This is a genomic window from Kribbella sp. DT2 (assembly GCF_049844575.1).
Lineage (GTDB): Bacteria > Actinomycetota > Actinomycetes > Propionibacteriales > Kribbellaceae > Kribbella.
On the sequence record NZ_JBNCLH010000002.1, the window covers coordinates 946,199 to 973,186 of the forward strand.

Consider the following 26,988-nt stretch of genomic DNA (forward strand, 5'->3'; position numbering starts at 1 on the left):
CCACCTTCGCTGCGCACTCTGAGCACCGGCCAGCCACCGCAAGGGACGAAACACGGCTGAGTCGTGCACAAAGTCGCATGGGATCGGGGACAGCCGGGTCGATCCCGTACGGCCCGGCTTGCTCTGACGTGGCGCGCTGGAGAGATCTCGCCGGTCGGCGTGCGGACCTCGTCGCTGTGTCCGAGCGCACGTCGCGCATCCCCGCGCATCTCGCACCCCACGTCACGCGCACCACGCACACCGCACCTCGCGTACCCCGGGCACCCTGCGTCGCGCGCACCGTCGCGCAACCCGCACAACGCGTATCCCGCACCCCGAGCACCCCGCACTCCACGTCGCGCACCCCGCACAGCCCCGCACAGCCCCGCACAGCCCCGCACAGCCCCGCACCCCCGCGTCGCGCGCACCCCGGCGCATTCCGCGCATCCCGAGGACTCCGCACCTCGCGTCGCGCGCACCCCCGCGCACGCTGCGTGCTGCGGTGTGACTGGCAGGTTGTTGGACGAACGACGCGATACACCGCGCTAGTCGTCAAACAACGCGCCAGTCGACCGATGCAGACCGACGAGGGCGCACTTTGTGCACCGGCCAGGCACCGCGGAGGAGTGAATCTGGCTGAGCGGTGCACAAGGTGGTGTGCAGGCAGTGGGGTGTGGGCCGTCGGCCCGGCGGGGCTTCGGGGTCGCCTGGGGGGTGTACGAGGTGGTGTGTAGGCAGATGGTTGTGGGGTTGGTGGCCCGGCGGGTGCGCGAGACGACTGTGGCGCTGTACAGGGCTCGAGGAAGGTGGATGGGGCTGGGCTGGGCTCGGTGGCGTGTCGTGGATGTTCGGGGGGATGACGGTGAGAAATGGGCTGAGGCTGGTGTGGATGGGGTGCGAGGATCGGGGGATGGAGCAACCGAGCTTGCGGACGGGGCGGCTGGAGTTGGTGCCGTTGGGGGACGAGCACCTGGACCTGGAGGTGCTGCTCGACTCCGACCCCGAGGTGATGCGGTACCTGGGTGGGCGGGCTCGGCCCCGGGGGGAGGTCGAGGCGGCGCACCGGCGGCGGATGGAGGATGCTCGGCGGAATCCGGGGCTGGGGTTCTGGGTGGGGTTCGACGACGACGGGTTCGTGGGGTGGTGGATCTTGCGGCCGCCGTACGGGCCGGATCAGCCGAAGGTGGAGGGGGAGGCTGAGCTGGGGTACCGGTTGTTGCGGGATCGGTGGGGGCGGGGGTACGCGAGTGAGGGGTCGCGGGAGTTGTTGCGGTACGGGTTTGGTGAGGTGGGGCTGGAGCGGATCTTCGCGCAGACGTTGACGCTGAACGTCGGGTCGCGGGCGACGATGGTGTCGCTGGGGATGTCGTTCGCCAAGGCGTTTGTTTCTTCGCACGACGAGCCGGGGACCGAGTACGGCGAGGTGGAGTACGGCATCGGCCGGGCGGAGTGGACGGAGCGGCAGTCGCTCGTGGAATCGGCGGATGCTCGGCGGCCGCGCCTGGTGGCGTTCGACCTCGACAACACGTTGATCGATCGGGACGGCGCGTTTCGGGCGTGGGCCGCGTGGTGGGTGGAGAAGGAAGGGCTGGGCGCCGACGCGCTGCGCTGGTTGCTTGCCGAGGACAAGGGTGGGTTCAAGCCGCGCGAGGAACTCTTCGCCGGTCTGAAGGCCTTCGGGGTCGAGCGGACGGTCGAGGAGCTGGTCCACGAGTACGACCGGGAGCACCCGCAATTCACCTGGGTCGAGCCCGAGGTGCTGGACGGCATAGCCCGGCTCCGCGAGGCCGGCTGGCGCGTCGCGGTCATCACCAACGGCACCGTCACGCAGCAGCAGCTCAAGCTCGACCACACCGGCATCGGCGCGGCCGTCGACTACACCTGCATCTCGGAAGCCGCCGGCGTCCGCAAGCCCGACCGCCAGATCTTCGCGCTCGCCGCCGACCACACCGGCGCCCGCCTCGAAGGCGGGTGGATGGTCGGCGACCACCCGGCGTACGACATCCTCGGCGGCATCAACGCCGGCCTGCGCACGATCCAGGTCGGCCACTACCACGAAGGCCCGAAGGCCGACCACCACGTGGATGCGGTGACGGCGGCCTTCGAGCTGATCCTCAGCTGAGGGCTTGGCGGAGTACGGCGTGGGCGCCGTGGACGATGGCGTCGCGGTTGGCCTCGTACGTCGGGTCCGTGATCTCGCTGGTGTTGGCGAGGTCGAACTGGAGGACCGGGACGTGGAGGTGGCCGGCGGGCATCAGCGGGTCGAGGAGGTCGCGTTGGAGGGTGTTGCGGTAGGCGACCTCGTTGGAGAGGTAGCCGCCGCCGGCGCCCTCTGAGGCGATCGAGCCGGGAGTGGGGCCTAGGGGCTGGCGGACCGGGAGGGTCTGGCCGGCGGGGATCTCCAGGACCGACGTGTTGACCCGGGTGCGGAAGGGGGCGACGTCGGCTTGGGCCATGCGGGCGGTGGGGAGGCTGGTCGTCAGGAACTCGGGGCCGGCGGGCATGCTCGGTGAGACGACGGGGGCGTTGATCGTGCCGCCGCTCTGGAGGTTGTTGTTGTCGCCGATCGAGCTCACCGAGCGGCGGCGGCCGTTGAAGACCTCGAGGTCGAAGATGCCGACCCGGCCCTGGCTCGCGGTCATCACCAGGTCCGCGTGCTGCGGGCCGCGGCGGTAGTGCGGGGCGAGCGCGTCCTCGACCATGTTCTCGTCGAAGTCGGTGTACCGGACCGGGAAGACGACGGTCTGGATCTCGTACGTCGTACCGCCGACGCGCCAGCGCTGACCGTCCAGGGAGAGCGCGTTCGCGCCGGACGGGTTGCCGATCCGGATGTCCGCGTCGAGCGTGAACGGGTCGAAGCCGGTGACCAGGATCTTCTTGACCCCGGGAGAGAAGCGCGTGCCGGTGATCCCGCGGGACGAGTACTCCAGGCTGCGGATCAGGTCCGCGCGGTCCGTCGTACTGAGTCCGAAGGACGGCTTCCACTGGCGGAGCGCGAGGGCCATCGAGAGGCGGGCCCAGTACAGGCCGCGGTCGTCGGTGGCGGGGAGGGCGGGAGCGGCCTGCGCGTGCTGGGCGCGGTAGGTCGCCGTGCGCCAGAGTGCTTCCGCCTGGGCGCGGACCACGAGTCGGGCGGCCAGCTTGTTCGGTGCGGCGCAGAGCAGGTGGTTGAAGAGCTTCACCTGCTTGTCGAAGCCGGAGCGGGCCAGGATCTGGGCCGGGACCGACGGGCCGTTGGCGACGCCGTTGTCGAGGCGTTGCTCCTCGACGGTGCCGGTGATCGCCGCGTCGAAGCAGGCGCGGTGCTGGTCGAGCGGCTGGCTCGGGCGGTCGACGGCGATCGCGGCGGGGGCCGGCGTCGCGGTCAGGACGGTGCCGAGGGCCAGGGCGCCGACCAGGAGGGACCGGGAAAGAGAGCTTGGGCGGAGTCTCATAAGGAGTTCCTATCAGGTTCTGGCGGGTCCGGTGGGAGTTCGTGGGTTGTCGCGGGTATTGCAGACAGTATGCAATGCGCTACTTTCGGAAGGCGGTGCTCGCCCAGCTCCGCAGCCCCCGTGAGGAGAAACCCCTGTGAGTACTCCGTGTCCGCCGTCCCGTCGTCGATTCCTGACCAATGCTTTAGGTGCCACCGTTGGTGCGAGTTTGGGAGCGGTGGTGCTGAGCTCGTGCCAGGACACCGGTACGCCGTCGGCGTCCGGTGCGACCGGTCCTGCCACGCAGCCGAACGCGGGGCCGGGCGTTGAACCGCCTGTCACCACTGGTGATGCCGCGTTGCAGCGGCTGCTGGAGGGCAACGCGCGATTTGTTGCCAACCGCAACGAAGCGATCGACGAGGGGGTGGAGCGGAGAGTTGCCGTGAGCAAGGGTCAGCAGCCGTTCGCGACGGTGATCGGGTGCGTGGACTCGCGGGTGCCGATCGAGCTGGTCTTCGATCGCGGGCTCGGGGATCTGGTCGTCGTACGGAGTGCTGGTGAGGCGCTGGACCAGTCGGTGACGGGGAGCCTGGAGTTCGGGGTCGCGGAGCTGCACACGCCGTTGCTGATGGTGCTCGGGCACCAGCGGTGCGGTGCGATCGACGCGACGATCAAGGCGATGGACAGCCACCGGACCGGCGCGCACGCGGGACAGATCGGCTACCTGGTCGACACGCTGTCCCCGGCCGTCCGGCAGGTCGCCGGAAAACCGGGGGACAGGTTGGACAACGCCGTCCAGGCCAACGTCGGGCACGTCCTCGCCGAGCTCCGGAAGTCCCCGGTCCTGGGCCCGATGGAAAAGTCCGGCAAGGTGAAGCTGGTCGGCGCGTACTACGAGCTGGACACCGGCAAGGTGGTCGTCATCTAGACGATCTGGGTCAGGCGGCCGTTGTCTACGTCGTACATGAAGCCGCCGACCAGGACGTCTTCGCCGATCAGGGGGTGTTCCCGGACGGCGGCTACGTCGTGGCGGAGGGCTTCGAGTTGGTCGGGGATGACGTTGAGGGTCAGGTAGGCCGCGGGAAGGCCGGAGGCCTTTTCGACCTTCTCGCGCATCTGGTCCTCGGTCATCGACGCCATCGCGCAGCGGGTGTGCGGGATGACCATGATGCGGCGGACGCCGAGCAGGTGGACACCCAGAACGAGGCCGGTCATCGTGAGCTCGGTGACGCGGCCGCCGGCGCTGCGGAGGACCTTGGCGTCGCCGGGCTTGAGGCCGAGCAGCTCCAGGGGCGGGATGCGGGAGTCCATGCAGGTGACGACGCCGACACCCGCATGGGCGATACCGTCGAAGCCGCCGTACGAGAAGTTCTTGGAGTAGTCGGCGTTGGCCGCCAACAGGTCCTCGAAGCCGGGGACCGGGCCCTCGGCGGCGCTCATCGGGTACCACCCGGAACTACGGTGCCGGCACGCAGGATCGACATGGCGAAAGGCTCCTTTCCACAGGATTCCGGGCGGGGAGGGTCGGCGGGTTCGCTGGTGACCTGGACCTGCCAGGTCCGGCCGTCGGTGTGGGCGACGGTGACGGTATCCAGTTCCTCCGCGACGACGCCGAGCGCGTCCAGGACAACCTCGCCAGTGAGGGTGCGGACGGCGATCTCGGCGACTTGGCCGCGCTTGGTCCAGGCGGACCGTCCACGCAGCGTTTCCACAACAGTTTCGCCGCGATCAGCGGCATCCAGTACGGCGGCCGCCGACTCCACGGTCAGCCGGCCGTGCAACGTCCCCGCCGGCAGCACCGCCGCCGTCGGAGAGAACCTGTGTCCACTCAGGTGCGACGACTCCCACACCCGGCCCGGCGCGCGGTCGGCGAGCCCGGCCACCAGGGGCCGGCCGAGGATCGCGCAGCACTCGTCGCGCTTCCCGTTGGTGCAGACCAGCAGCACCGGCTGAGCGACCGGCGACAGCTCCGGCAGCGAGGCCCGTACAGCGTCGGCGTCGCCGCGGGCGACAGCGTCCAGATCGAGCGCGTCGAGCCTGACCGGATCGTCGACGCAACCACCGAGCAGCCAGCAACGACCCGGCGCGGAGCTCGCGACGTACACCTGGTGCGAGCGCGGTACGGCGTCAGCGTGCTTGCCAGGACTCCGGATCGTCCCGAACCGCAGGTCCACCTTCTTGCACTCGGCATCGATCCGCGCACCGAGCTCGGGATCGAGATGACTCTGCGTGGCGACCTTGGCACCCCACGGACCGGGCTGCTCGACGACGACCCACCCGGCGGCCACGACGGCCGTGCCGGGCATCGGCTCGTTCAGGTCCCGGCAGAACGTCGAGCAGAGCCCGGGCCTGTCGAGTAAGGGTGCACTCACAACCCTCAACGTTACGCGAGCCGGGCCGGGTTCCCCATGACGGTGGTCACCCGTGGACAACGTGGCGCCGTCCGAGCAGGACGACAGCCAGTACGGCGGCCGCGAACGCGCAGACCGCGGCCCCGGCGAAGATGGTGTGCCCCTGGGCGATCGCCGCGTCGCGCAGGGCGTCGACGAACGGCCGGCAGGTGCCGGGACTGGACGGGCACAGCTCGTTGGGCGAGGGGATGTCCTCGGCGAGCGCGTAGTACCGGCGCAGCCCGATCGCGGTCAGGGCCGAGACGCCGACGAGCATGCCGACCATCCGGGCGACGACGACCAGCGCGCTGACGAGTCCGTGGCTGTCCGGCGGGGTGGCGCCGAGCATCGCGGTGTTGACCGGTGACAGTGCGAGCCCGAAGCCGAACCCGCAGCCGAGCAGGACGAGCGTCGCCGGTACGCCGTCGAGCGCGTCGCGGTCCCAGAACGCCATCAGCACGAACATCAGCCCGGCGAGCGCGAGCCCGGCGCCGGTGATCAGGCCGAGGCCGTACCGGCGGGTCAGCCAGCCGCCGGCGACCGCGCCGAGCGGCAGGGCGATCAGGAAGCGCACGAGCACGAGCGCGGCGGCGAGCTGGCCGCCGCCTTGCGTCGTACGGGCGAAGACGGGGATGTCGACGAGCGCCGCGATCAGGGCGGCGCCGACGAGGAAGCTGACCACCAGTGAGCCCCAGGCGGCCGGGTGCTGGAGGAGTCCGGCCGGAATGATCGCAACCCGCCGCCGCGGCGGCGTGGGCCGGTCGCCGGCGGCCGCGACGTCGCGACCGGGCTCGGCACTCGCCGGGAGGGCGGTCGGCCCGGCCTCGGCACTCGCGGGGAGGGCGCTCGGCCCGGGCTCGGCACTCGCTGAGGCGGGGCCGGGCTCGGGGCCGAACGCGGCAGCTGCCGGATCGGGCATCCCCAAGTGGCGTTGCCAGGCAGCGAAAGCGATCGCGAAGACGGCGGCCGCGACGAGGAGCCAGGGGCCGGCGGGGGACAGGACCTCGCGCTCGGGGTCGGCGGTGGCGAACGCGAGGACCACGCCGGCCAGCGCGAGAGCCAGGAGGAGCGCGCCGACGAGGTCGATCTGGGCGAGCGCGCGGAGGTCGGCCTTGCGGAGGAGCAGCGCGAGCCAGGCGATCAGGAGGACCGCGGTGACGAGGCCGATCGGGGTAAGGAGCCGGGAGTCGCCGGTGAAGGGGACGAAAGGCAGTCCGAGGGTGACGCCGGTGGCCAGGTGCTCTGGGGCGGTGAGGGTCAGGCCCAGGGCGATGCAGGCGAGCAGGCCGACGGCGGCGGAGACGGGTGGGCGTTGGCGGCCGCGGAGGAGAACGGCGAGCACGACCGCGACGACCAGGTTGAGCCAGAAGATGTAGCGCCAGTCGGCGACGGCCAGTACGGCGGCGCCGAGCAGCGGGCCGAGGACCGAGCCGAGCTCCTGGACCGCGCCGACCACGCCGAGCGGGAGCCCGCGTTTCGAGGGCGGCCACAGGTCGGCGACGAGCGCGAGGGTCGCCGGGACCAGGCCGCCTCCGCCGACGCCTTGCAGGAAACGGCCGATGACGACCAAGGACAGGTCGTACGCCGAGGCGGTGATCAGCGAGCCGACGGCGAACAGCAGGAGCGCACCGACCAGGACCGGCGTCCGGCCGACGACGTCGGTGATCCGGCCGATCAGCGGCAGGACCGCGATGTAGCCGAGCAGGAAGCCGGAGATGATCGGCGCCGCGCGCTGGAGCTGGTCGGCGGACAGGCCGACGCCGGACATCATGTCCGGAAGTGCGAGAACGACTACATAGGTGTCAGCGGCGGCGAAGGCAACGGCAACAGAGGCAAGAGTCAGTTGAGTCCGAGCCTGTGTCACGGCTTGGTGATCTCCACCTGTTCGCCGTACCGGTCGAGGGTCAGGTCGTAGCTGCTGGTGGCGCCGTCGTAGAACGGGCCGGTGATCGTTGCCGACACCAACTGCTTGCTGTCCTTGTCGATCTTGAAGCTGCTCGGGAAGTCCTGGTCGGCCGGCGCCTTCGGGAAGATGCCCTGCAGCGCCTTGCCCTGGACCGCGCCGGTGACCTCGGTCAGCACCTTCGCGCCGTCCCGCGTCTCGCCCTTGATCACCGGATCCTTGAGCGTCGGCAGTACGGCGGTGACGCCCTTGGCCGGGTCGAGCAGGATCGCGGGGTCGGGCGCGCCGAGCCCGGCCAGCTGCGACGGCGGCAGCTCGATGAACTTCGGCGTGAACGGCAGCTTGGCGTAGACCTTGCCGCCGACCGCGACCACCTCGGCGTCGATCGGTGACCCGGCCGCGCGCACGGTGAGCTTGCCCTTGAACGCCGGCGCGTGCGTCGCGACGCCGTCCCCGCTGGCCAGCGTCTGCGCGGTGTCCGGCAGGTCCCGTCCGGTCAGCACGACGTGCACGCTGGTCGCGTCGTCGATCGTCTTCTTGACGTCCGTCAGCAGCGCCACCGGGTCGTCGCCGGACTTGCCGCCGCCACCACCGTCCTTGTTGTCACTGCAGCCGGTCAGCGCGAGCACGAGCACCGCGCCGACCGCGACCAGTCTCTTCATAGGGTCAGCCTGCCAGGTCCGGGGCGCAGGCAGCGATCGGCTGGGCCACCGGTACGCCGGAACCGTCGCGCCGCGGGTCGATCGGCGGCAGGTCCACCGGTGCTCCGCTGGTCGCGCTGGCCTTGACCGGCACCGTACCGATGAAGCCGAACAGCAGCCCGTCCTCACCCTTGAGCAGCCGCTGGCACCGGACGCCGCCGGTCGCGCGGCCCTTGGCCGGGTACTCGCTGAAGGGCGTCACCTTCACCGCGCCGACCTCCGTGCCGGGCAGTGCCGAGGAAGAGCCGGCGATCGTGACGACGTGGGCCTCGCGGGCGGTGTCGACCGCGCCGAAGTAGACGACCTTGGCGCCGGCCGACAGGCGGATGCCCGCCATGCCTCCCGCCGTACGGCCCTGGGGGCGGACCACCGAGGCGCTGAAGTGCAGCAGCTGGGCGTCGCTGGCGATGAAGCAGAGCTCCTCCTCGCCGGTGGTCAGCTCGACCGCGCCGACGACCTGGTCGCCGTCGGCGAGCCGGATGACCTCCCAGGAGTCGCGGTTGCTCAGGTGGTCGGGGACGATCCGCTTGACCACGCCGGTCGCCGTACCGACGGCAAGGCCGACGGACTCGGGGTCCATCGTGGTCAGCGCGAGCGCGCGCTCACCGGGCTCGAGCTCGACGAACTCGGCGATCGGGGCGCCGCCCTGCAGGTTCGGTGCGCTGGCGGTCGTCGGTACGGCGGGGAGGTCGAGCGACTCCATCCGGATCAGCCGGCCGGTGCTGGTGACCAGGCCGTACTGCCCGCGGGCGGTGCTCTTGATCGCGGACACGATCGCGTCGTGCTTGGCCCGGCTGTCACCTTCGCCGAACGGCTCGGCGCCGTTGGTCCGGGCCAGCAGACCGGTCGAGCTCATCAGCACCCAGCACGGGTCGTCGGTGACCTCGAGCGGTACGGCGGCGGTCTTGGCCGCGCCGGACGACTCCAGCAGCACCGTCCGGCGGGGAGTGCCGTAGGTCTTGGCGATGTCGGCGAGCTCGTCGCCGACGATCTTCTTCAGCAGCGGCTCGTTCTCGAGGATCGCGGTCAGCTTCTCGATCGTCGCTTCGAGCTCGGCCTTCTCGGTGTCCAGCTCGAGCTTGGAGAACTTGGTCAGCCGGCGCAGCGGCATGTCGAGGATGTAGTTGGTCTGCACCTCGGACAGGTCGTAGATCTCCATCAGCCGGGCCCGCGCGGCGGCCGCGTCGTCGCTGGTCCGGATGATCTGGATGACCTCGTCGATGTCGAGGATCGCGACCAGCAGACCGTCGACGATGTGCAGGCGGTCCTCCGCCTTCTTCTTGCGGAACTCGCTGCGCCGCCGGGTCACCTCGGCGCGGTGCTTGAGGTAGACCTCGAGCAGCTCCTTCAGGCCGAGCGTGCGCGGCTGGCCGTCGACCAGGCAGACCGCGTTGATCGAGAACGAGTCCTCGAGCGGGGTCAGCTTGTACAGCTGCTCCAGCACCGCCTCGGGGACGAAGCCGTTCTTGATCTCGATCACCAGCTGGGTGCCGTGGGACCGGTCGGTGAGGTCCTTGACGTCGGCGATGCCCTGCAGCTTCTTGGCCTGGACCAGGGTCTTGATCTTCTCGATCACCTTCTCCGGGCCGACCGTGTACGGCAGCTCGGTGACCACGATGCCCTTGCGGCGCGGGGTGACGTTCTCGATCCGGGCGGTGGCGCGCATCTTGAAGCTGCCGCGGCCGGTCGCGTAGGCGTCCTTGATGCCCTCCAGGCCGACGATCTTGCCGCCGGTCGGCAGGTCGGGCCCGGGGATGAACCGCATCAGGTCGTCGAGGTCGGCGCCGGGGGTCTTGATCAGGTGCCGGAGCGCCTGGATGACCTCGATCAGGTTGTGCGGCGCCATGTTGGTCGCCATTCCGACCGCGATCCCGGCCGCGCCGTTGACCAGCAGGTTCGGGAAGGCGGCCGGCAGCACCGACGGCTCTTCCTCGCGGCCGTCGTAGTTCGGCTTGAAGTCGACGACGTTCTCGTCGAGGCCGTCGGTCATCGCCAGCGAGGGCGGTGCCATCCGGCACTCGGTGTACCGCATCGCGGCGGGGCCGTCGTCGAGCGAGCCGAAGTTTCCGTGGCCGTCGATCAGCGGGACCCGCATCGACCAGGGCTGCGCCGTCCGGACCAGGGCGTCGTAGATCGCGCCGTCGCCGTGCGGGTGGTACTTACCCATCACTTCACCGACGACGCGGGCGCTCTTCACGTGGCCGCGGTCGGGGCGGATGTTGTTCTCCGCCATCGAGAACAGGATCCGCCGCTGCACCGGCTTGAGGCCGTCCCGGGCGTCGGGCAGCGCCCGGGAGTAGATCACCGAGTAGGCGTACTCCAGGAAGCTGGTGCGCATCTCGTCGGAGACGTCGACGTCGAGGATGCGCTCCTCGAAGTCCTCGGGTTCGGCGGTGGTGCTGGTACGGCGTGCCATGCGGGTCTGTGTACTCCTCGGTGGTGCCGGCTGTTACGCGCCGCGGCGGTCCGGCGGCAGCGCCATTGTCCCCGGTCACCCCCGCGATCCACGGCAGCGACCCGGCCCAATCGCGCCAACCCTACGACGCCCCACGGACAACCGGCGCCGCCCGCCCGGAACTGCTCCGGACCGTCCGGCTGCGGACAGTTCGGTGACGCCTTGTTTCACGACTGACGCGGTACATCGCGGCAGTCGTCAAACAAGGGATCAGCCGTCGTATTCGGAGCTAGTCGCCGGGGCCGGCCGGGCGGTGGGCTACTCGGTGGCTGCCGAGGGGTGGGAGTGGCGCAGGATGAAGGCGGTCGGAGCGAGGGCCGAGCCCGCGGTGAGGACCAGGCAGATCGTGCCGATGCCGAGCAGGGTTCCCCAGGGAACCGTCGTCGGGACGTCGGTGAGGCCTTCGCTCATCGCGTGGCGGATGAGGGCGCCGACGGTGACGGTGATGACGGTGCCCAGCGTGAGGGCGACCGCGCCGACCAGCGTGGACTCCCACAGCACCATTCGGCGGATCTGCGCGGGAGTGGCCCCGAGCAGGCGCGAGGTGACGAACTCACGGCCGCGCTGGAGGCTGCCCATCAGCAGCGTGTTGACGATCGCGATCGCGCTGTAGAGGGCGGCGGGTCCGAGCAGCAGGATCAGGCCGAGCTGATTGCCGTCGCGGACGCCCTGGCCCTGCTCGGTTTCCCAGGTGGTGGCCGGTACGGCGTGCGCGCCGGGAATCGTGTTGATCGCGTCGACCAGCCGGCCGCTGTCGGCGCCGGGCTCGGGGAGCACGAACCACCGGGTCGGCTGGGCCTTCGGGGCGTGGGTCCGCGCGAACTCCTGCGAGACGAGCATCGAGGCGTTGACCTCGAGCGCCGTACGGACGATGGCGACGACCTTCAGCTGGGTCGAGGTGCCGTCGACGAAGGTCACCGGGACGTCGGAGCCGACCTTGTAGCCCTCGAAGCCCGCGAGCTCCTTGCTGATGGCAACAGTGTTCGGGCCGGAGAGACCGGAGAGACTGCCGGAGAGCGCTTCCAGGCGGCGCGCGTGAGGAGCGACCGCTGTGTCGATGCCCTCGGCGTCCTCGAGGTCGGCGGAGTCTGCGTCGGTGCGGATGACGGTGAGTGGGATCGCTCCGTCGACCGAGGAAACGCCAGGAGTACCGCCGATGTCCTTGCTGAGGTCCTCAGTGCCGGTCACGACGATCGGCGCGAGCAGCGTGTCCCGAATGCTCGCGGTCGACGCGTCGGCGGCGAAACTGAGGGTGAGCACCATGGAGCCGGCGATCGCGGAGATCGCGAGGATCGGAGCCGCGAGCGACGCCGTACGGCGAGGAGCCGCGACGACGTTGCTCCGGGCGAGGCGGCCGGAGACCTTGGTCCAGGCGACGAGCGGGACGGCGAGCAGCCGCCCGACGGTGGGGACGACCAACGGTGCGAGCAGCGTGAGCGCGACGACGAGCAGCATCGGCGTGAACATCGCCAGCGGGATCACACCTTCCCCTGTCCCCGGCCGGATCAGCGCCAGCAGCACGATCGAGCCGGCCAGGACCAGGACGCCGAAGATCACGCGCACCGGGCCGATGCGCGGCGGCTCCAGCGACGCCTCGCGCAGCGCGTCGACCGCGCCGATCCGGCCGGCCCGTCGCGCGGCCGACCGGGCGCCGAGCATCGCGACGACGAGCCCGATCCCCATCGCGATCGCGAGCGCGATCCACGGACTGGCCGGTTCGAGCTTCACCGGGGCGAGCTCGGTGTACGACGCCTTCGCGAGCAGGAGCGGCGTGGCCAGCTGGGCCAGTACGGCGCCGGTGACGCAGGCGGCGAGCGCGACGACGAGGGCCTCGCCGAGGATCATCCGGCGGATCTGTTTCGGCGTCGCGCCGACGAGGCGGAGCAGCCCGATCTCGCGGCGGCGGGAGGCGACGGCGAAGGCGAACGTGCTGGCGATGACGAAGATCGTGATGAACCCGCTGAGCGTGCCGACCATGCTGAGCACGACCTGCAGGCCGGAGGCGTCCTCGCCGGTCGGGTTGACGTGCACGGTCTGCGGGGCCGTGCCGTCGCCGCCGGGGAGGTGGACGGCGATCGTGCTGCCGGGCGGTGCGTCGTACGCGATGGTGGCGGCGGTGGCGGTCGCGGCGAGGCCGAGCAGAAAGACGCCGACGGCGAGCGCGACGAACGAACCGGCGTACAGGGAACGGTGCCGGCTGACGGTCTGGCGGCTGAGGAAGAACATCAGCGCTCCAGGTCGCTCATCGCGGCGGCGATCTGCTGCGGGGTTCCGCGGTCGAGCGAGCCCGCGACGAGACCGTCGGACAGGAACAGCACCCGGTCGGCGTACGCGGCGGCGACCGGGTCGTGGGTGACCATGACGACGGTCTGGCCGCTGCCGTCGGTTGCCGCGCGCAACAGTTCGAGGACCTGGCGGCTGGTGGTGCTGTCGAGGGCGCCGGTCGGTTCGTCGGCGAAGAAGACGGCCGGCTGGGTGATCAGGGCGCGGGCGATCGCGACGCGCTGCTGCTGGCCGCCGGAGAGCTCGGCCGGGCGGCGCTTGGCCTTGTCCTCCAGTCCGACCTGCTGGAGGACGTCGTGGACGTCGGTACGCCGGGGGCGCTTGCCGGTGAGGCGGAGCGGGAGGGCGACGTTGTCGTAGACGGTCAGCGAGGGGAGCAGGTTGTAGGCCTGGAACACGAAGCCCATCTGCTCGCGCCGCAGCTTGGTGAGCGCGACCTCGTTGAGCCCGTGCAGCGGGATGCCGTTGAGCACCACCGCGCCCGTGGTCGGCTTGTCCAGGCCGGCCGCGCACTGCAGCAGCGTCGACTTGCCGGAGCCGGACGGGCCCATCACCGCGGTGTAGGAGCTGCGCTGGAAGTGGTAGGTCACGCCCCGCAGCGCCTCCACCGCGCCGGCCTTGGACTTGTAGGTCTTGGTGATGCCGTCCAGCAGCAGGGCAGGGGGATGGTGGGGGTGGGGGCCGCCCTGGAGCCCTGGCGGCTGCGCCGCCGGGCGGTGGGTGCCCGCAGCGGTGGCATGCTGGGTGATCGCCGGTTGGGGGTGCGGAGGCACGGTCCTGGTCATGGTTCTAGCGAACCGCCGGCCGGCGCTCGGCGCGCTGGCTTGCAGGGGACTTCGGAGGTAGCGCGTGAGCTACCGTGCGACGGCCTCGGTGCCACCTAGGGTTGCTGGTGTGCAGCGACCACGTTCGGCTTGGGCGGCCCTCGCGACGCGCGGGTACCTCGTGTCGTCGTGGCCCTGGCGCAGCTATGCCTACCTGCTGACCTCGGTGCCGGTGGGGCTGCTGACGATCGGTCTGCTGTTCGCCGCCGTGGGACTCGGTGCGTTGCTCAGCCCGATCCTGATCGGCGTACTGCTGCTGACCAGGATCCCGATGATCGGGGTGCTCATCGGGAGCTTCGAGCGGTGGCGGGCCCGGCTGATGATTCCGGAGGGGATCCGCAGCCCGCACGCGGCCATGCCGGCCGGGATCAGCCGGCGGGAGCGGCTCAAGTTCCGCCGGGGTGAGCAGGCCTCGCTGAGGGCTCTCGGGTACGGCGTACTGCTCGGCACGGTCGTCTGGCTGATCAGCGCGGCGATCGGTGGGGTGAGCGCGATGACCATCGTGCTCACACTGGCGGCCCCGGTGATCGCGACGCACGAGAACATGGGGATGGGCCCGTGGAACCTGAACACGACCGGTGAAGGCCTGCTGTTCCTGGTCGCGTTCGGGCCGTGCTTCTACGTCGTGTCGTCGTACCTGGTCGGTGCACTCGCCGCTGCCGAGGCCTCGCTGGCCAAGGCCTTGCTGGGGCCCCGGGAGGAGGAGCTGCGTCGGAACCTCGCAGAGCTGCGACGGTCCCGGCTGGACCTCGTCGACGCGTTCGAGACCGAGCGGGCCCGGATCGAGCGGCACCTGCACGACGGCGTACAGCAGCGCCTGGTCGGACTCACCATGACGCTCGGCCTGGCCGAGCTGGACCTGCCGGAGGGTGAGAGCAAGCGGCTGGTCGTCAAGGCACACGGTGAGGCGGAGGCGGCGCTGGCTGATCTGCGGGAGGCTGTGCGCGGTATTCACCCGCGGGTGCTGGTCGACTTGGGGCTGGAGGCCGCCGTACGGGAGGTGGCGGACCGGATGCCGCTGCCGGTCGCCGTACAGGTGTCGCTGCCGGGCCGCCTGCCGGCGCCGATCGAGGCTGCGGCGTACTTCTTCGTCAGCGAGGCGCTGGGGAACGTTGCCAAGCACGCTGAGGCAACCAACTGTCATGTCCAGGCCTGGGTCAACCGGGACCGGTTGGTGGTGACAGTGACCGACGACGGCCGTGGCGGCGCTGACCCGGCGCAGGGGACCGGCCTGACCGGGCTGGTGACGCGGCTGGACGCTCTGGGCGGCACACTCGACCTGTCCAGCCCACCCGGTGGGCCCACCCGACTGCGGATGGAGTGCCCGTGCCGGCTCGACAACTGAGCATCGTGCTCGCCGAGGACTCGATGCTGCTGCGCGAGGGGCTGGCCAGCATCCTCGACCGCGCCGGGCACGAGGTGCGCGACGCCGTGGGGGACGGGGAGACGCTGCTGGCCGTCGTACGGAAGGATCCGCCGGACGTGGTGATCACGGACGTGCGGATGCCGCCTGGGCACAGCGACGAAGGGCTACGTGCTGCTGCTGCGATCCGGGCCGAGCTGCCGGCGATCGGGATCCTGGTGCTGTCGCAGTACGTCGCTGATGCCTACCTGTCATCGTTGCTGGAGACAACGACTGGTGGGATCGGGTACCTGCTGAAGGATCGGGTCGGGCATGTGACGGAGTTCTTGGCGTCGCTCGATCGGGTCGCCGAGGGTGGGACGGTGGTTGATCCGGAGGTCGTGCGTCAGCTGCTGGCCCGGCGGAGGGACGACGGGCCGCTGGCGGCGCTGACGCCTCGGGAGCTGGAGGTGCTCGCGCTGATGGCCGAGGGGCGGGTCAACGCTTCGATCGCCGCTGAGCTGGTGGTGAGCGAGGCGGCGGTGCGGAAGCACGTGGGGAACATCTTCGCGAAGCTGCGGCTCGAGGACGGGCTGGATCGGCGGGTGTCGGCTGTGCTGACCTACCTGCGTCGGCAGGCGTGAGGTTTGGTGGCTGAGGGAGGATTTGGGTATGGCTGACGAGAGCGATATCCGGAAGATCCTCGCGGACTGCGAGACGTGGGCCGTGGTCGGGCTGTCGAACAACACCGGCCGGGCGGCGTACGGGGTGGCGCGGTTCCTGCAGCTGCACGGGAAGCGGATCGTGCCGGTGCATCCTTCGGCGGAGACCGTGCACGGGGAACAGGGGTACGCGTCGCTGGCGGAGATCCCGTTCCCGGTGGACTGCGTGGACGTGTTCGTGCGGTCGGAGCTCGCCGGGGCGGTCGCGGACGAGGCGGTGGGAATCAACGCCCGCGCGGTGTGGTTCCAGCTGGATGTGGAGGACCCGGACGCCTACACCCGGACGACGGCCGCGGGACTGACGATGGTGATGAACCGCTGCCCGGCGATCGAGTGGGGACGCCTGGGCCCGAACTGACCGGTCCGTTCATCGACGAGGGGTTCACATGTTCACGATCGACACGTCCACGGAGTTCGGCGCGCGGATCGAGAAGCAGCTCGCGGGGGAGCAGGTGATCTGGCTGACCACTGTCGGCAAGTCCGGGACGCCGGCGCCGAACCCGGTGTGGTTCCACTGGAACGGCTCCGAGCTGCTGGTCTTCTCGCAGGCCGCGACGGCGAAGGTGCACAACATCAAGGGGCAGCCGCGGGTGGCACTGCACTTCAACGCGACGTTCAGCGGCGGTGAGGTGGGGGTGATCGCCGGGTCGGCTGTCGTCGATCCGGCGGGGCCTTCGGCCGAGGAGAAGGCGGTGTACGACGCCAAGTACGCCGAGGGGCTCGCGGAGCTGAGCATGACACCGGAGAGCTTCCACCGGGACTACCCGGTGCTGATCCGGGTCACGCCGGACAAGCTGCGGGGCTTCTGAGGCTGGTCATGCGGCCGAGAAGGTCGCTTGTGGCTGAGGCCGCACCGGCCGGAAAGCAGTAGGGCGAGTAGGAAGCCGCCGGGAGGTCGGTCGGTGGGGGAGGCTGCGGCGGGTCGCCAGGCGGCTGCGGCCGGTCGGTGGGGCGGGATGCTGTGACGGTCGCTGGGCGGGGTGGCTGCGGCCGGTCGGTGGGCGCGGGAGGTCGGTCGGTGGGGGAGGCTGCGGCCGGTCGGTGGGGCGGGATGCTGCGACGGTCGCTGGGCGGGGTGGCTGCGGCCGGTCGGTGGGCGCGGGTGGTCGGCGGGCGGGACGCTGCGGCCAGACGTGGGCGGGCTGGGCTCACGCTCTTAGCTGTTTCCGGCCGGGGCGGCCTTGGCCACCGGCTACCTCATCGGCCGCATGGTCGCTTCAGAAGCCCAAGAACGAACCCGGCGGCGCTTCCAGGGGGTGATGAGCACCGGGGAAGCGCCGCTTGCTGTTGCTAGTTGAGGTAGCCCTCGACCGTGTCGGGGGAGCGGGGGGTGGCGTTGTCGGGGTTGTCGCCGTACTCGCGCTTGGCGCGGCGTTGGCGCAGGAGGTCCCAGCACTGGTCCAGCTCGACCTCGAGGGCGCGCAGGCGGGTCTTCTCGTCGGCGTCGTCGACCTGGCCGGCGGCGTGCTTGGTGCGCAGGTCGTGCTCCTCGGCAACCAGGCCGTTGATGCGGTGGAGGATGCTGTTGTCGTCGGTCATGAGGAAACGGTACGCCCGTCCGGCAGCGCGGCGCGGGCAAGGAGCTCCGTGGTGACCAGGATGGCGAGCGCCTCGGCGGCGATCAGGCCGAGCAGGACCACCAGCTGAAGCGCCGCGGCGGCGGTCGGTGACGCTCCGCCGAGGACCATGCCGACGAAGGCGCCGGGCAGCGTGACCAGGCCGACCGTCCGGGTCTGGTCGAGCGCCGGCAGCAGCGCGTCGCCCGCCGTGGGGCCGGCGACGAGCTTGAACGCGTCCGCCGGCATCAGCCCGATCGACAGCCCCGCCTCGTACTCGCCGAAGCGCGCGCCGTACTCGTGCAGCAACCGCCGCCCGGCGAGCGTGGTCGCGTTCATCGAGCCGCCGATGATGATGCCGCCCATCGGCAGGATCGTCTCGGGGTTGCGAGGGACGACGCCGGGGAGGATGAGCAGGAGCAGGACGAAGCACGCGCTGCCGCCGATCGCGAGCGCGCAGTACGCGAGCTGACGGGGGACGACCGCGGTGGAGCGGAGCCGTCTCGTGCTGGTGATGGTCGCGACGGTCAACATCACCGCGACGAAGGCGAGCGCACCCCAGATCGTCTGCAGCGCGAACCCGACGACCGCGCCGACCAGGGCGAGCTGCAGCACGGCGCGGATGGCCGCGGTGACGATGCCTTTGTCGTGCCGCAACTGCGCGAACCGCGAGGCGACGACGGCGATCGCCACGAGCAACGGCAGGACTACGAGGGCGGCAACTCCCAGGCCGGTGTCGGTCGACATCCGGTCATTTCACCACCTTCTGTGGCGAGGTCGGCGGCAAATGCGGCCGATGAGGTCGTCATGGGCTGAGGCCGCACCGGCCGGTAAGAGGAGTGGAAGGGGCCGGCATCAGTCCCGGGTGGTTAGGGCAGTGGGAGGGGCCGGCATCAGCCCCGGGTCAGGGCTGCTTGAAATCTGCTTCGTCGTAGGCGTGTTCGGGAGTGTTGCCCGCGGCGACCTTTTCGGCTTCGTCGGTGCGGAGCTCGACGCGGCGGATCTTGCCGGAGATCGTTTTCGGGAGCTCGGCGAACTCGATCCTCCGGATCCGCTTGTACGGCGCCAGGTGCTCGCGGCAGAACTGCAGGATCTCCGCGGCCAGCTCGCGCGACGGCTCCCGCCCGGCGGCCAGTACGACGTACGCCTTCGGCACCGACAGCCGCACCGGGTCCGGCGACGGCACGACGGCGGCCTCGGCGACGGCCGGGTGCTCGATCAGCACCGACTCGAGCTCGAACGGCGAGATCCGGTAGTCGCTGGCCTTGAACACGTCGTCCGAGCGCCCGACGTACGTGATGTAGCCGTCCTCGTCGCGGCTCGCGACGTCGCCGGTGTGGTAGAAACCGCCGCGCATCACGTCGTCGGTGAGCGCCTTGGCGTCGCGGTAGCCGCGCATCAGCGGCACCGGCGGCGGCGCGAGCTCGATGCAGATCTCGCCGTCGTCGCCGATCGCGTCCGTGGTCGCGTCGATCAGCGCGATCGAGTAGCCGGGCAGCGGCCGGCCCATCGAGCCGAGCTTGACCGGCTGGCCGGGCGGGTTCCCGATCTGCGCGGTCGTCTCGGTCTGGCCGTACCCGTCGCGGATGGTGATGTCCCAGGCGTTGCGGACCTGCTCGATCACCTCCGGGTTGAGCGGTTCACCGGCCGAGATGCACTCGCGGATCGCCACCTCGACCGCCGACAGGTCGGCCTGGATCAGCATCCGCCAGACCGTCGGCGGCGCGCAGAACGTCGTCACGCCGTACGTCTGCAGGACCTGGAGCATCTTCTCGGCGTCGAAGCGCACGTAGTTGTAGAGGAAGACCGTCGCGCCGGCGTTCCAGGGCGCGAAGACGTTGCTCCAGGAGTGCTTGGCCCAGCCGGGTGACGAGACGTTGAGGTGCACGTCGCCGGGCTGCAGACCGATCCAGTACATGGTCGACAGGTGGCCGACCGGGTAGCTGACCTGGGTGTGCTCGACGAGCTTCGGCTCGCTGGTCGTGCCCGAGGTGAAGTAGAGCAGCAGCGAGTCGTCGGCGGCGGTGTCGACCTCCGGCACCGGGCCGTCGTACGAGCGGGTGTCCTCGTAGTCGAGCCAGCCGTCGACCGGCTCGCCGATCGCGACGCGCAGGCAGTGATCGGCGACACCGTCGTACCGGGTCGCGTCGGCGCTGGCGGTCACCACAGCCCGTACGCCGCCGCGCGTGATCCGGTCGGCCAGGTCGGCGTCGGTCAGCAGCGTCGTCGCCGGGATCATCACCGCGCCCGCCCGGATGCAGCCGAGCATGACCTCCCACAGCGGCACGGTGTTGCCGAGCACGATCAGCACCCGGTCACCCGGCTGCAGCCCGTGCTGCGTGAGCCAGCCCGCCACCTGGCGCGACCGCTCGGCCATCTCGGCGTAGGTCAGCGAGTTGACCTCGCCGTCCTCCTCGACGATGGTCAGCGCCGGCACCTCGGGCTGCTCGACCGCGAGCGCGTCGAACCAGTCCCGCGCCCAGTTGAACCGGTCGAAGGCCGGCCAGGTGAAGTCCCGGTACGCCGTGTCGTAGTCGTCGCGGTGCGCGATCAGGAAGTCGCGGGCGGCACGGAAGGTCCGGGTGCTCTCCGCGGTGCTCTGTTCCTCGCTCATGGACCGCACTCTTCCCGACGCCGGTGCTGACGGCAATCCAGCCGCGCGGCGAGCACCACCACCGGTACGACGGTCAGGGCCAGGACACCGCCGCCCACAGCCAGCAGGGGATAGCCGGCCTCGGCGACGACCACGCCGGAGGCCAGGCCGCCGAAGGCGCCGGCGATCGCGATGCAGACGTCGACCAGCCCTTGGGTGCTTGCGCGGGTCGCTGCTCGGGTGGCGCCGGCGACGATCGCCGTGCCGCTGACGAGGCCCAGGTTCCAGCCTAGGCCCAGCAGGGCCAGCGCGACCGCCAGTGGGGCGACGTCGCTGGCACTGGCCGCGACGACACCAGCGGCCAGCAGCGTGAGGCCGGAGGCGACAGCGATCGCGACGGGGTTGTAGCGGTCGACGAGCCAGCCGGTCAGCGGAGAGGGCAGGTACATCGCAGCGAGGTGGATCGCGATGACCACGCCCGAGGCCGCCGTGCCGTGGCCGTGGTGCTGCAGGTGGACGGGCGTCATCGTCATGATCGCGACCATCACCAGCTGGGTGATCACCATGATCAGCGTGCCAACCGTCACACCCGTACGGCGCTGCTCCGGCCGAGCGCTTGGCTCGTCCGGTCCGAGGTCCACAGTGCGGGCCAGCAGCAACGGGTCGGGGCGCAGCCAGACGGCCAGGACCAGTGCGGCGATTGCGTAGGCGGCTCCGGAGAGCAGGAACGGTCCGGCGAGGTAGGGGATACCCAGACCGGCCGAGAGGTCTCCGGTTGGCGCGGCCAGGAGGGGGCCGGCCACGCCGCCCACGGTCGTGGCGACGAGCACAGTGGACACAGCCCGAGCTCGGTGCGCGGGAGAGGCCAGGTCCGCTCCGGCGTAGCGGGCTTGCAGGTTGGTCGACGTGCCGGCGCCGTAGACGAACAGGCCGGTGAAGAAGAGGGCTGGGCTGTCGGCGGCTGCGCCCGCGATGACGCCGACGCTGCCGAGCGCACCGAGCAGGTAACCGGTGGCGAGGCCGGGGCGGCGGCCGCGGGACTGGGAGATGCGCGCGACGATCGCTGCCGCCAGTACTGAGCCCGCAGTACCGAGCGCGCTGGGCAGTCCGGCGAGGCTGGTTGAGCTGAGCAGCTCCTGCGCGAGCAGCGACCCCACCGTCACGCCGGCTGCGAGTCCTGCGCCGCTGAGGATCTGGGCGGTGACCAGGACGATGAGCGTACGGCGCTGGGCCGCGGGCAGGTCCGCTACAGCGCGCGGGGGTCGGGTCCCGGACGTCGCTACCGGACGCGCCGGCCGGGACTCGGCCGCCGGTGTCACTGCGGGAGGCCGAGGTCCAGGCGGTCGGCCAGCCCGGCGGCGGTGAACGCGGCGACGAGCTCGTCGCGGCCCTCGGAGAAGTGGGACCAGCTGTCGTAGTGGACGGGGACCACCCGGCGTGCGTCGAGCAGGCGGGCCGCCTCGGCCGCCTGGGCGCTGTCGAGGACGAGCGGGATGCCGTCGAACAGGGCGGGGATGCGCGGGGCGCCGGCGAACAGGAGCGCCGTGTCGATCGGACCGAACCGGTCGGCGATCTCCTGGACCGCGGCGAGCGAGGCGTTGTCGCCGCTGACGTAGACGGTCGGCAGGTCTTCGCCGGTGAGGACGAAGCCGACTACCTGGCCGGTGATGGGTTCGACGTCCTCGCGAGCGCCCGGGCCGTGCACCGCGGGGACGCCCGTCACGGTGATCGTGCCGCTGCCGCTGCCGCTGCCGCTGCCGCTGCGGCTGTCCGTGCCGGTGTCCGTGCCTGTGCCGCTGGCCGTGCTGCCGGCGGTCGTCGGGCGGGCCAGCTGGATCGGCTCCCAGTCGGCCAGCCCCTTCGCGTTGCCGCCAAGCCGCTGGGCTCCGCCGGGTGTGGTGAGCGTCAGCGGCACCTCAGCGAGCAGGGCCCGCCCGGCGATGTCGAGGTTGTCGGGGTGCTCGTCGTGCGAGAGCAGGACGACGTCGATGCGACCCAGCTCCTCGGGGCGGCCGGACGCCGGCGCCGTCTTGCGCAGGCTCCTCGCCTCACCACGCCCGTACTCGCCCGGGTCGTCGAAGGTCGGGTCGGTGAGGAAGCGCAGTCCGCCGTACTCGAAGACGGCGGTTGGGCCGCCCAGGACGCGGACCGGGAAGTGCTCGGTGACCATGGTTCTTCCTCACGGATCGAAGATTGGTTGTCCGTGAGAACGGTAGGCCTTTCTCATGGATGATGGCAAGCCGTACCATGAGAGCCATGAGCCCGACCGCCGAGTCCGTCCTGTCGCCCGCGCCCGGCGCCGAGCAGTACGTCGCGCTCGATTTCGTGAACAGCGCCTACGCCCTGGCGAACGGCAACTTCGTGGACCTGCTCGGCACTCCCGACGCGACGAACCGCTGGCTGACCGACCACGGCCTGGCGCCGGACGGCGCGAACCTCAGGGAGATGTGCGCGACACAGTTGCGCTCGCTGCGCGAGAACGTCCGAGCGTTGGTCGCGGCCCGAGTGGAGGGAATCCCGGTACTGCCCGCGGCACTGAGCGCCGTGAACGACGCGCTGCGCAGGGTACCCACGGCCCCCTTGCTGCTGTGGGACGAGAAGTCCGGGCCGTACCGCGAGACCGCGTGTCCCCCGAACGAGCTCCTCGACCGCGCGCTGGCGACGATCGCGGCCGATGCCGCCGATCTGCTCGCCGGGCCGGACGCCGAGAACCTGGCCGCCTGCGACTCGCCTCCCTGCAACCGCTACCTGCTGCGCCACGGCCGCCGCCAGTGGTGCTCGACTCGCTGCGGTGATCGCGTGCGAGCGGCGCGGGCCTACGCCCGGCGTACCGCCTAAAGCCGCAGCGCGAGGACGGTCCCGGCGAGGACCAGCGGTGTCAGCACGAGACCGCGCCACAGGAACGACCACCACGAGATGTGGACGCCGGCCGCGACGCAGCGGTCACGCCAGAGCAGCGTCGCCAGCGAGCCCCAGAGCGTCAGCAGGCAGCCGGTGTTCACGCCGATCAGCAGCAGCATCATCCGGTGGCCTTCGGCGGCGGCGACCGGTTCCATCGCCAGGTACGCCGGGAGGTTGTCGAAGAGGTTGGCCCCGGCGGCCGCCGTACCGGTGAGCCGGAGGTCGGAGGCCACACCGCTCGAGACCGTCCCGGCGATGTCACCGAGCAGCTGCTCCAGCCCGTGCGCCGTGAGCGCGCCGACGACCAGGAACAGCCCGACCACGGTCACGACCAGCCGCCAGGGCACCAGCGACCACTTGAGCGCGGCCCGTCGTCGTACGGCGAACAGCACGGCCAGAGCGACCGCACCGATGCTCGCGGGGATCGCCACCTCGACACCGGACACGAAGGCCGGTCCCAGCGCGAGGCAGACCCCGGCGGAGCCCCAGAAGAGCACCTTGTCGTCCACAGCCGGAGTCTCCGGTACGTCGTACGAGCGCCTGAGGTCCCGGTGGAACAGAGCGGCCAGCACGGCGACGGTGATGAGCACCGCGGCCAGCGCCGGCCGCCAGCTCAGTCCGAGGTAGTCCGTGAGCCCCAGACCGAGCTGGTCGAGGCGGTGCAGCGCCAGCAGGTTGGTGAGGTTGGACACGGGCAGCAGCAGCGACGCCGTACCGGCCAGCCAAACGGTGGTGAAGGCAAACAACTTCGGTGGGATGTCCAGCTGCCTGGCCATGGCCAGCACGACCGGAGTCAGCAGGACCGCGCAGGTGTCGAGCGACAGGACGATGGTGAGCGCAGTAGCCAGTACGACGACCAGCAGCCACAGCCGCCAGACCTTGCCGCGGGCCAGGTGGGCCGCCTCGCGGGCCGCGACCTCGAACACCTTGGCGAAGTCCGCCAGCCCTGCGATGACCGTCACAGCGACCAGGAACACCAGAACGTTGGCGATCCGCTCCAGCACCCCTGCCGCGTCGTCCAGCCCGAGCAGACCTGAGACCAGCACGCTCAGTCCGCCGAGCGCGCTCAGCCACCACATGCGGCAAACCCTATGCGGACCCCTTCCGTGGACCGGAATGACGTCGTGCGCGCACCGGTCCGGTGAGTAGGCTGACCGGGTGACACCGCCGGAGGAGCCTGACACCGCCGGGCAGACCCTGGCCGGGCTGCCGCTGGCCGGACGCCCGTTGTCCGGGCGCCCCGACGGGTACCCGGCCGAGCTCGAGGCGGACGTCGTACTGCGGGACGGCGCCACCGCGCACCTGCGGCCGATCACGCCGGACGACGCGGACCTGCTGGTCGAGTTCTACGCCCGGGTGTCGGAGCAGTCCAAGTACTACCGGTTCTTCGCGCCGTACCCGCAGCTCTCGGACCGGGACGTGGCCCGCTTCACCCAGGTCGACTACCACGACCGGCTGGCGCTGATCGTCACCGTCGCCGACGCGATGATCGGGGTCGGCCGCTACGAGCGGACCGGCCGGCGGACCGCCGAGGTCGCCTTCCTGATCGAGGACGCGCACCAGGGCCGCGGGCTCGGACAGCTGTTCCTGGAGCACCTGGCGCAGGCGGCCCGGGAGAACGGGATCGCCCGGTTCGTCGCCGAGGTGCTGCCGGACAACCGCAAGATGATCACCGTCTTCACCGAGGCCGGTTACACGGTCGCCCGGGAGTTCGAGGACGGCGTGATCATGGTCGAGTTCGACATCGCGCCGACCGACACGTCGTTCGGGGTGATGCAGGCGCGCGAGCAGCGGTCCGAGGCGCTGTCGATCGCCCGGCTGCTGACACCGACCAGCGTCGCGGTGATCGGCGCGTCCCGGCGCGAGGGCACGATCGGCAACGCGCTGCTGCGCAACCTGCGCGACGGTGGCTTCCCCGGGCGCCTGTACGCCGTGAACACCGACACCAAGGCCGAGGAGATCGACGGCGTCGCGGCGTACGGGACGATCCGGGACGTCGACGGCACCGTCGACCTGGCCGTGGTCGCGGTACCGGCCGAAGCGGTCGTCGACGTCGTGCTGGACTGTGCCGCGAAGGGCGTGCGTGGTCTGGTCGTGGTCTCCAGCGGTTTCGCCGAGGTGGGCGCCGAAGGGCGCCGGCGGCAACGACGGCTGGTCGGGCTGGCGCGCTCGTACGGGATGCGCGTGATCGGGCCGAACGCGCTGGGCGTGATCAACACGGCGCCCGGGGTCTCGCTCAACGCGACGCTGTCGCCGCTGATGCCGAGCCCTGGGCGGGTGGCGTTCTTCTGCCAGTCGGGCGCTCTGGGAGTCTCGATCCTGGCTGACATGGTCGGACGTGGGCTGGGGCTGTCGAGCTTCGTCTCCGCTGGGAACCGGGCCGATGTCTCGGGCAACGACCTGATGCAGTACTGGTACTCCGACGAGTCCACCGAGGTCGTGCTGCTCTACCTGGAGTCGCTGGGCAATCCCCGGAAGTTCAGCCGGGTCGCGCGGCGGCTCGCGCGGCGTAAGCCGGTGATCGCGCTGAAGTCCGGGCGGGCGACGCAGGGTGTGCCGCTCGGGCACACCGTCCGGCGGAGCCATTTGCCGGCGGCAACGGTCGACTCGCTGTTCCGGCAGAGCGGGCTGATCGGGGTGGACACCACCGGCGAGCTGTTCGACGTCGCGCAGCTGGTCGCGCACCAGCCGTTGCCGAAGGGACGCCGGGTCGCGATCGTCAGCAACTCGGACGCACTGACGCTGCTGGCGCTCGACACGATGGCGGCCTGCGGCCTGGACGTCGCGGGGGAGCCGTACACGTTGAGCGCGGACGCGAGCGCGGCGGACTTCGGCGAGGCGCTGAACTCGGTCTTCACCGACGACGAGGTGCACTCGGTCGTGGTGATCTTCACGCCGCCGGTCCAGTCGAACGTCGCCGAGGTCGCGCAGGTGCTTGCCGCTGCCGCGGCGGGGTCGGACAAGCCGGTGGTGTCGACGTTCCTGGCTTCGCGGAGCGTGCCGGAGCAGCTGCGGGTTCCGGACGAGCACGGCGGTGGCGCGGCGCGTGGGTCGATTCCGTCGTTCCTGTCACCGCAGTACGCGGTGGGGGCGCTGGCGAAGGCGACCCAGTACGCCGAGTGGCGGCGACGGGCGGACGACCAGATTCCGACCGTGCCCGACATCGACTCGGCGGGGGCCGAGGACTTCGTCGCGGAGTTCCTGCAGCGGCACCCGGCGGGGGCGGACCTGGACGACGCGGATCGGCAGCGGCTGCTGAGCTTCTACGACATCAGCGTGCTGCCCGCGTTCCCGGTGCTGTCGGCCGACGAGGCGGTGGCCCGGGCCGCGGATCTAGGCTTCGAGGTGATCCTCAAGGCGACCGCGGAGCAGTGGCGGATGCGGCCGGACCTGGCCGACATCTGGCGGCACATCCACGACGAGGACGACATGCGCGAGGCGTGGGCGGAGATGACGAGCACCTTCGGGGTCGCGTCGGACCCGGCGCGGGCGCAGTTCGTCGTCCAGAAGATGGCGCCGCCGGGCGTGCCGGTGGTGATCTCGGCCCAGGAGGACGTTGCCTTCGGCCCGGTCGTGTCGTTCGGGCTGTCCGGGGTGGCGACCGACCTCCTGGGCGACCGCTCGTACCGGATGCCGCCGCTGACGACCGCTGATGCCGCGGAGATGGTCCGCGAGGTCCGGGCCGCGCCGCTGCTCTACGGCTACCGGGGGTCGGACCCGGTGGACATCGCCGCGATCGAGAACCTGCTGCACCGGGTGTCGCGTCTGACGTTGGAGCTGGAAGAAGTGGTCCGGCTGGATCTGAGGTCCGTGCTGGTCGCCGCGACCGGAGCGACGGTGCTGGACACGTCGATCCGGATCGCTCCGAACGAGAAGCCGCGCCAGGACATGCCGGCCCGCCGCCTGACATGACGGGCGGGGAATCG

Annotated in this window: 22 protein-coding genes; 8 read left to right on the forward strand and 14 right to left on the reverse strand. The window is 71.0% G+C overall.

Translation table 11 applies throughout. The annotated features are described in order from the left end of the window. Window positions 1-889: 889 nt before the first annotated feature. Complete coding sequence (locus ACLQ2O_RS13210) at window positions 890-2,101, forward strand: GNAT family N-acetyltransferase (protein ID WP_425830819.1); 1,212 nt, start codon at window positions 890-892, stop codon at window positions 2,099-2,101. On the opposite strand, the gene ACLQ2O_RS13215 is transcribed toward ACLQ2O_RS13210, so the two are convergent. Next, entirely contained in the window at window positions 2,094-3,413 is a 1,320-nt protein-coding gene (locus ACLQ2O_RS13215; RefSeq protein ID WP_425830821.1) for a hypothetical protein, read from the reverse strand. The two genes, ACLQ2O_RS13210 and ACLQ2O_RS13215, sit on opposite strands and share 8 nt — an antisense overlap. A 220-nt stretch (window positions 3,414-3,633) precedes the next feature. Here ACLQ2O_RS13215 and ACLQ2O_RS13220 point away from each other — a divergent pair, with 220 nt between their 5' ends. After that, on the forward strand, window positions 3,634-4,320 hold the full coding sequence (locus ACLQ2O_RS13220) for a carbonic anhydrase (RefSeq protein ID WP_425830823.1): 687 nt from the start codon (window positions 3,634-3,636) through the stop codon (window positions 4,318-4,320). On the opposite strand, the gene ACLQ2O_RS13225 is transcribed toward ACLQ2O_RS13220, so the two are convergent. The 7 genes from ACLQ2O_RS13225 to ACLQ2O_RS13255 form a co-directional block, all read right to left on the reverse strand. Beyond that, on the reverse strand, window positions 4,317-4,832 hold the full coding sequence (locus ACLQ2O_RS13225; RefSeq protein WP_425830825.1) for a beta-class carbonic anhydrase: 516 nt from the start codon (window positions 4,830-4,832) through the stop codon (window positions 4,317-4,319). The two genes, ACLQ2O_RS13220 and ACLQ2O_RS13225, sit on opposite strands and share 4 nt — an antisense overlap. Beyond that, window positions 4,829-5,764: a sucrase ferredoxin gene (locus ACLQ2O_RS13230; protein WP_425830827.1), complete on the reverse strand. Its 936-nt coding sequence runs from the start codon at window positions 5,762-5,764 to the stop codon at window positions 4,829-4,831. Before ACLQ2O_RS13230 ends, ACLQ2O_RS13225 begins: the two co-directional genes overlap by 4 nt. 46 nt (window positions 5,765-5,810) lie before the next feature. Next, on the reverse strand, window positions 5,811-7,646 hold the full coding sequence (locus ACLQ2O_RS13235) for an MFS transporter (protein WP_425830829.1): 1,836 nt from the start codon (window positions 7,644-7,646) through the stop codon (window positions 5,811-5,813). Beyond that, window positions 7,643-8,347 (reverse strand): LppX_LprAFG lipoprotein, encoded by a 705-nt coding sequence (locus ACLQ2O_RS13240; protein ID WP_425830831.1) that lies wholly within the window; start codon window positions 8,345-8,347, stop codon window positions 7,643-7,645. The genes ACLQ2O_RS13235 and ACLQ2O_RS13240 overlap by 4 nt, the downstream gene beginning before the upstream one ends. Before the next feature lie 4 nt (window positions 8,348-8,351). Further along, on the reverse strand, window positions 8,352-10,802 hold the full coding sequence (locus tag ACLQ2O_RS13245) for a DNA gyrase/topoisomerase IV subunit A (RefSeq protein ID WP_425830833.1): 2,451 nt from the start codon (window positions 10,800-10,802) through the stop codon (window positions 8,352-8,354). 297 nt (window positions 10,803-11,099) lie between these two features. Continuing rightward, the gene (locus tag ACLQ2O_RS13250) at window positions 11,100-13,067 is read right to left on the reverse strand and encodes an FtsX-like permease family protein (RefSeq protein ID WP_425830835.1); all 1,968 of its coding nucleotides are present in this window, start codon (window positions 13,065-13,067) and stop codon (window positions 11,100-11,102) included. Continuing rightward, complete coding sequence (locus ACLQ2O_RS13255) at window positions 13,067-13,909, reverse strand: ABC transporter ATP-binding protein (protein ID WP_425830837.1); 843 nt, start codon at window positions 13,907-13,909, stop codon at window positions 13,067-13,069. Before ACLQ2O_RS13255 ends, ACLQ2O_RS13250 begins: the two co-directional genes overlap by 1 nt. 109 nt (window positions 13,910-14,018) lie before the next feature. Between ACLQ2O_RS13255 and ACLQ2O_RS13260 the strand changes: the two genes are divergently transcribed. From ACLQ2O_RS13260 to ACLQ2O_RS13275, 4 genes are read left to right on the forward strand one after another with little or no spacing between them, the layout of a single operon-like run. Beyond that, window positions 14,019-15,293, forward strand: coding sequence for a sensor histidine kinase (locus ACLQ2O_RS13260; RefSeq protein ID WP_425830839.1), 1,275 nt, complete (start codon window positions 14,019-14,021; stop codon window positions 15,291-15,293). Next, window positions 15,275-15,934, forward strand: a complete 660-nt coding sequence (locus tag ACLQ2O_RS13265; protein WP_425830841.1) for a response regulator — start codon at window positions 15,275-15,277, stop codon at window positions 15,932-15,934. The genes ACLQ2O_RS13260 and ACLQ2O_RS13265 overlap by 19 nt, the downstream gene beginning before the upstream one ends. Window positions 15,935-15,962: 28 nt before the next feature. Further along, the gene (locus ACLQ2O_RS13270) at window positions 15,963-16,370 is read left to right on the forward strand and encodes a CoA-binding protein (protein ID WP_425830843.1); all 408 of its coding nucleotides are present in this window, start codon (window positions 15,963-15,965) and stop codon (window positions 16,368-16,370) included. A gap of 28 nt (window positions 16,371-16,398) precedes the next feature. Beyond that, window positions 16,399-16,821, forward strand: coding sequence for a TIGR03667 family PPOX class F420-dependent oxidoreductase (locus tag ACLQ2O_RS13275; RefSeq protein ID WP_425830845.1), 423 nt, complete (start codon window positions 16,399-16,401; stop codon window positions 16,819-16,821). A gap of 481 nt (window positions 16,822-17,302) precedes the next feature. On the opposite strand, the gene ACLQ2O_RS13280 is transcribed toward ACLQ2O_RS13275, so the two are convergent. The 5 genes from ACLQ2O_RS13280 to ACLQ2O_RS13300 all read right to left on the reverse strand — a co-directional run bounded on the left by ACLQ2O_RS13280 (window position 17,303) and on the right by ACLQ2O_RS13300 (window position 22,331). Next, complete coding sequence (locus tag ACLQ2O_RS13280) at window positions 17,303-17,551, reverse strand: DUF2630 family protein (RefSeq protein WP_425830847.1); 249 nt, start codon at window positions 17,549-17,551, stop codon at window positions 17,303-17,305. Beyond that, the gene (locus tag ACLQ2O_RS13285) at window positions 17,548-18,315 is read right to left on the reverse strand and encodes an ABC transporter permease (protein WP_425830849.1); all 768 of its coding nucleotides are present in this window, start codon (window positions 18,313-18,315) and stop codon (window positions 17,548-17,550) included. Before ACLQ2O_RS13285 ends, ACLQ2O_RS13280 begins: the two co-directional genes overlap by 4 nt. Window positions 18,316-18,472: 157 nt before the next feature. Then, window positions 18,473-20,182, reverse strand: a complete 1,710-nt coding sequence (locus ACLQ2O_RS13290; RefSeq protein WP_425830851.1) for an AMP-binding protein — start codon at window positions 20,180-20,182, stop codon at window positions 18,473-18,475. Beyond that, entirely contained in the window at window positions 20,179-21,480 is a 1,302-nt protein-coding gene (locus ACLQ2O_RS13295) for an MFS transporter (protein ID WP_425830853.1), read from the reverse strand. Before ACLQ2O_RS13295 ends, ACLQ2O_RS13290 begins: the two co-directional genes overlap by 4 nt. Then, the gene (locus ACLQ2O_RS13300; RefSeq protein ID WP_425830855.1) at window positions 21,477-22,331 is read right to left on the reverse strand and encodes an MBL fold metallo-hydrolase; all 855 of its coding nucleotides are present in this window, start codon (window positions 22,329-22,331) and stop codon (window positions 21,477-21,479) included. Before ACLQ2O_RS13300 ends, ACLQ2O_RS13295 begins: the two co-directional genes overlap by 4 nt. Before the next feature lie 86 nt (window positions 22,332-22,417). Here ACLQ2O_RS13300 and ACLQ2O_RS13305 point away from each other — a divergent pair, with 86 nt between their 5' ends. Further along, the gene (locus ACLQ2O_RS13305) at window positions 22,418-22,999 is read left to right on the forward strand and encodes a CGNR zinc finger domain-containing protein (protein WP_425830857.1); all 582 of its coding nucleotides are present in this window, start codon (window positions 22,418-22,420) and stop codon (window positions 22,997-22,999) included. Here the strand turns inward: ACLQ2O_RS13305 and ACLQ2O_RS13310 are convergent. After that, entirely contained in the window at window positions 22,996-24,141 is a 1,146-nt protein-coding gene (locus ACLQ2O_RS13310) for an SLC13 family permease (RefSeq protein WP_425830859.1), read from the reverse strand. The genes ACLQ2O_RS13305 and ACLQ2O_RS13310 overlap by 4 nt on opposite strands. 79 nt (window positions 24,142-24,220) lie before the next feature. Between ACLQ2O_RS13310 and ACLQ2O_RS13315 the strand changes: the two genes are divergently transcribed. Next, window positions 24,221-26,974 (forward strand): GNAT family N-acetyltransferase, encoded by a 2,754-nt coding sequence (locus tag ACLQ2O_RS13315; protein WP_425830861.1) that lies wholly within the window; start codon window positions 24,221-24,223, stop codon window positions 26,972-26,974. Window positions 26,975-26,988 lie beyond the last annotated feature (14 nt).

Excerpts from the sequence above, each read along its gene's own strand:
- ACLQ2O_RS13210 (WP_425830819.1), top strand. The coding sequence starts at position 890 with ATGGAGCAACCGAGCTTGCGGACGGGGCGGCTGGAGTTGGTGCCGTTG.
- ACLQ2O_RS13290 (WP_425830851.1), bottom strand. The coding sequence starts at position 20,182 with ATGAGCGAGGAACAGAGCACCGCGGAGAGCACCCGGACCTTCCGTGCC.
- ACLQ2O_RS13280 (WP_425830847.1), bottom strand. The coding sequence starts at position 17,551 with ATGACCGACGACAACAGCATCCTCCACCGCATCAACGGCCTGGTTGCC.
- ACLQ2O_RS13255 (WP_425830837.1), bottom strand. The coding sequence starts at position 13,909 with ATGACCAGGACCGTGCCTCCGCACCCCCAACCGGCGATCACCCAGCAT.
- ACLQ2O_RS13275 (WP_425830845.1), top strand. The coding sequence starts at position 16,399 with ATGTTCACGATCGACACGTCCACGGAGTTCGGCGCGCGGATCGAGAAG.
- ACLQ2O_RS13270 (WP_425830843.1), top strand. The coding sequence starts at position 15,963 with ATGGCTGACGAGAGCGATATCCGGAAGATCCTCGCGGACTGCGAGACG.
- ACLQ2O_RS13245 (WP_425830833.1), bottom strand. The coding sequence starts at position 10,802 with ATGGCACGCCGTACCAGCACCACCGCCGAACCCGAGGACTTCGAGGAG.
- ACLQ2O_RS13300 (WP_425830855.1), bottom strand. The coding sequence starts at position 22,331 with ATGGTCACCGAGCACTTCCCGGTCCGCGTCCTGGGCGGCCCAACCGCC.
- ACLQ2O_RS13250 (WP_425830835.1), bottom strand. The coding sequence starts at position 13,067 with ATGTTCTTCCTCAGCCGCCAGACCGTCAGCCGGCACCGTTCCCTGTAC.
- ACLQ2O_RS13285 (WP_425830849.1), bottom strand. The coding sequence starts at position 18,315 with ATGTCGACCGACACCGGCCTGGGAGTTGCCGCCCTCGTAGTCCTGCCG.
- ACLQ2O_RS13305 (WP_425830857.1), top strand. The coding sequence starts at position 22,418 with ATGAGCCCGACCGCCGAGTCCGTCCTGTCGCCCGCGCCCGGCGCCGAG.
- ACLQ2O_RS13310 (WP_425830859.1), bottom strand. The coding sequence starts at position 24,141 with ATGTGGTGGCTGAGCGCGCTCGGCGGACTGAGCGTGCTGGTCTCAGGT.
- ACLQ2O_RS13240 (WP_425830831.1), bottom strand. The coding sequence starts at position 8,347 with ATGAAGAGACTGGTCGCGGTCGGCGCGGTGCTCGTGCTCGCGCTGACC.
- ACLQ2O_RS13225 (WP_425830825.1), bottom strand. The coding sequence starts at position 4,832 with ATGAGCGCCGCCGAGGGCCCGGTCCCCGGCTTCGAGGACCTGTTGGCG.
- ACLQ2O_RS13215 (WP_425830821.1), bottom strand. The coding sequence starts at position 3,413 with ATGAGACTCCGCCCAAGCTCTCTTTCCCGGTCCCTCCTGGTCGGCGCC.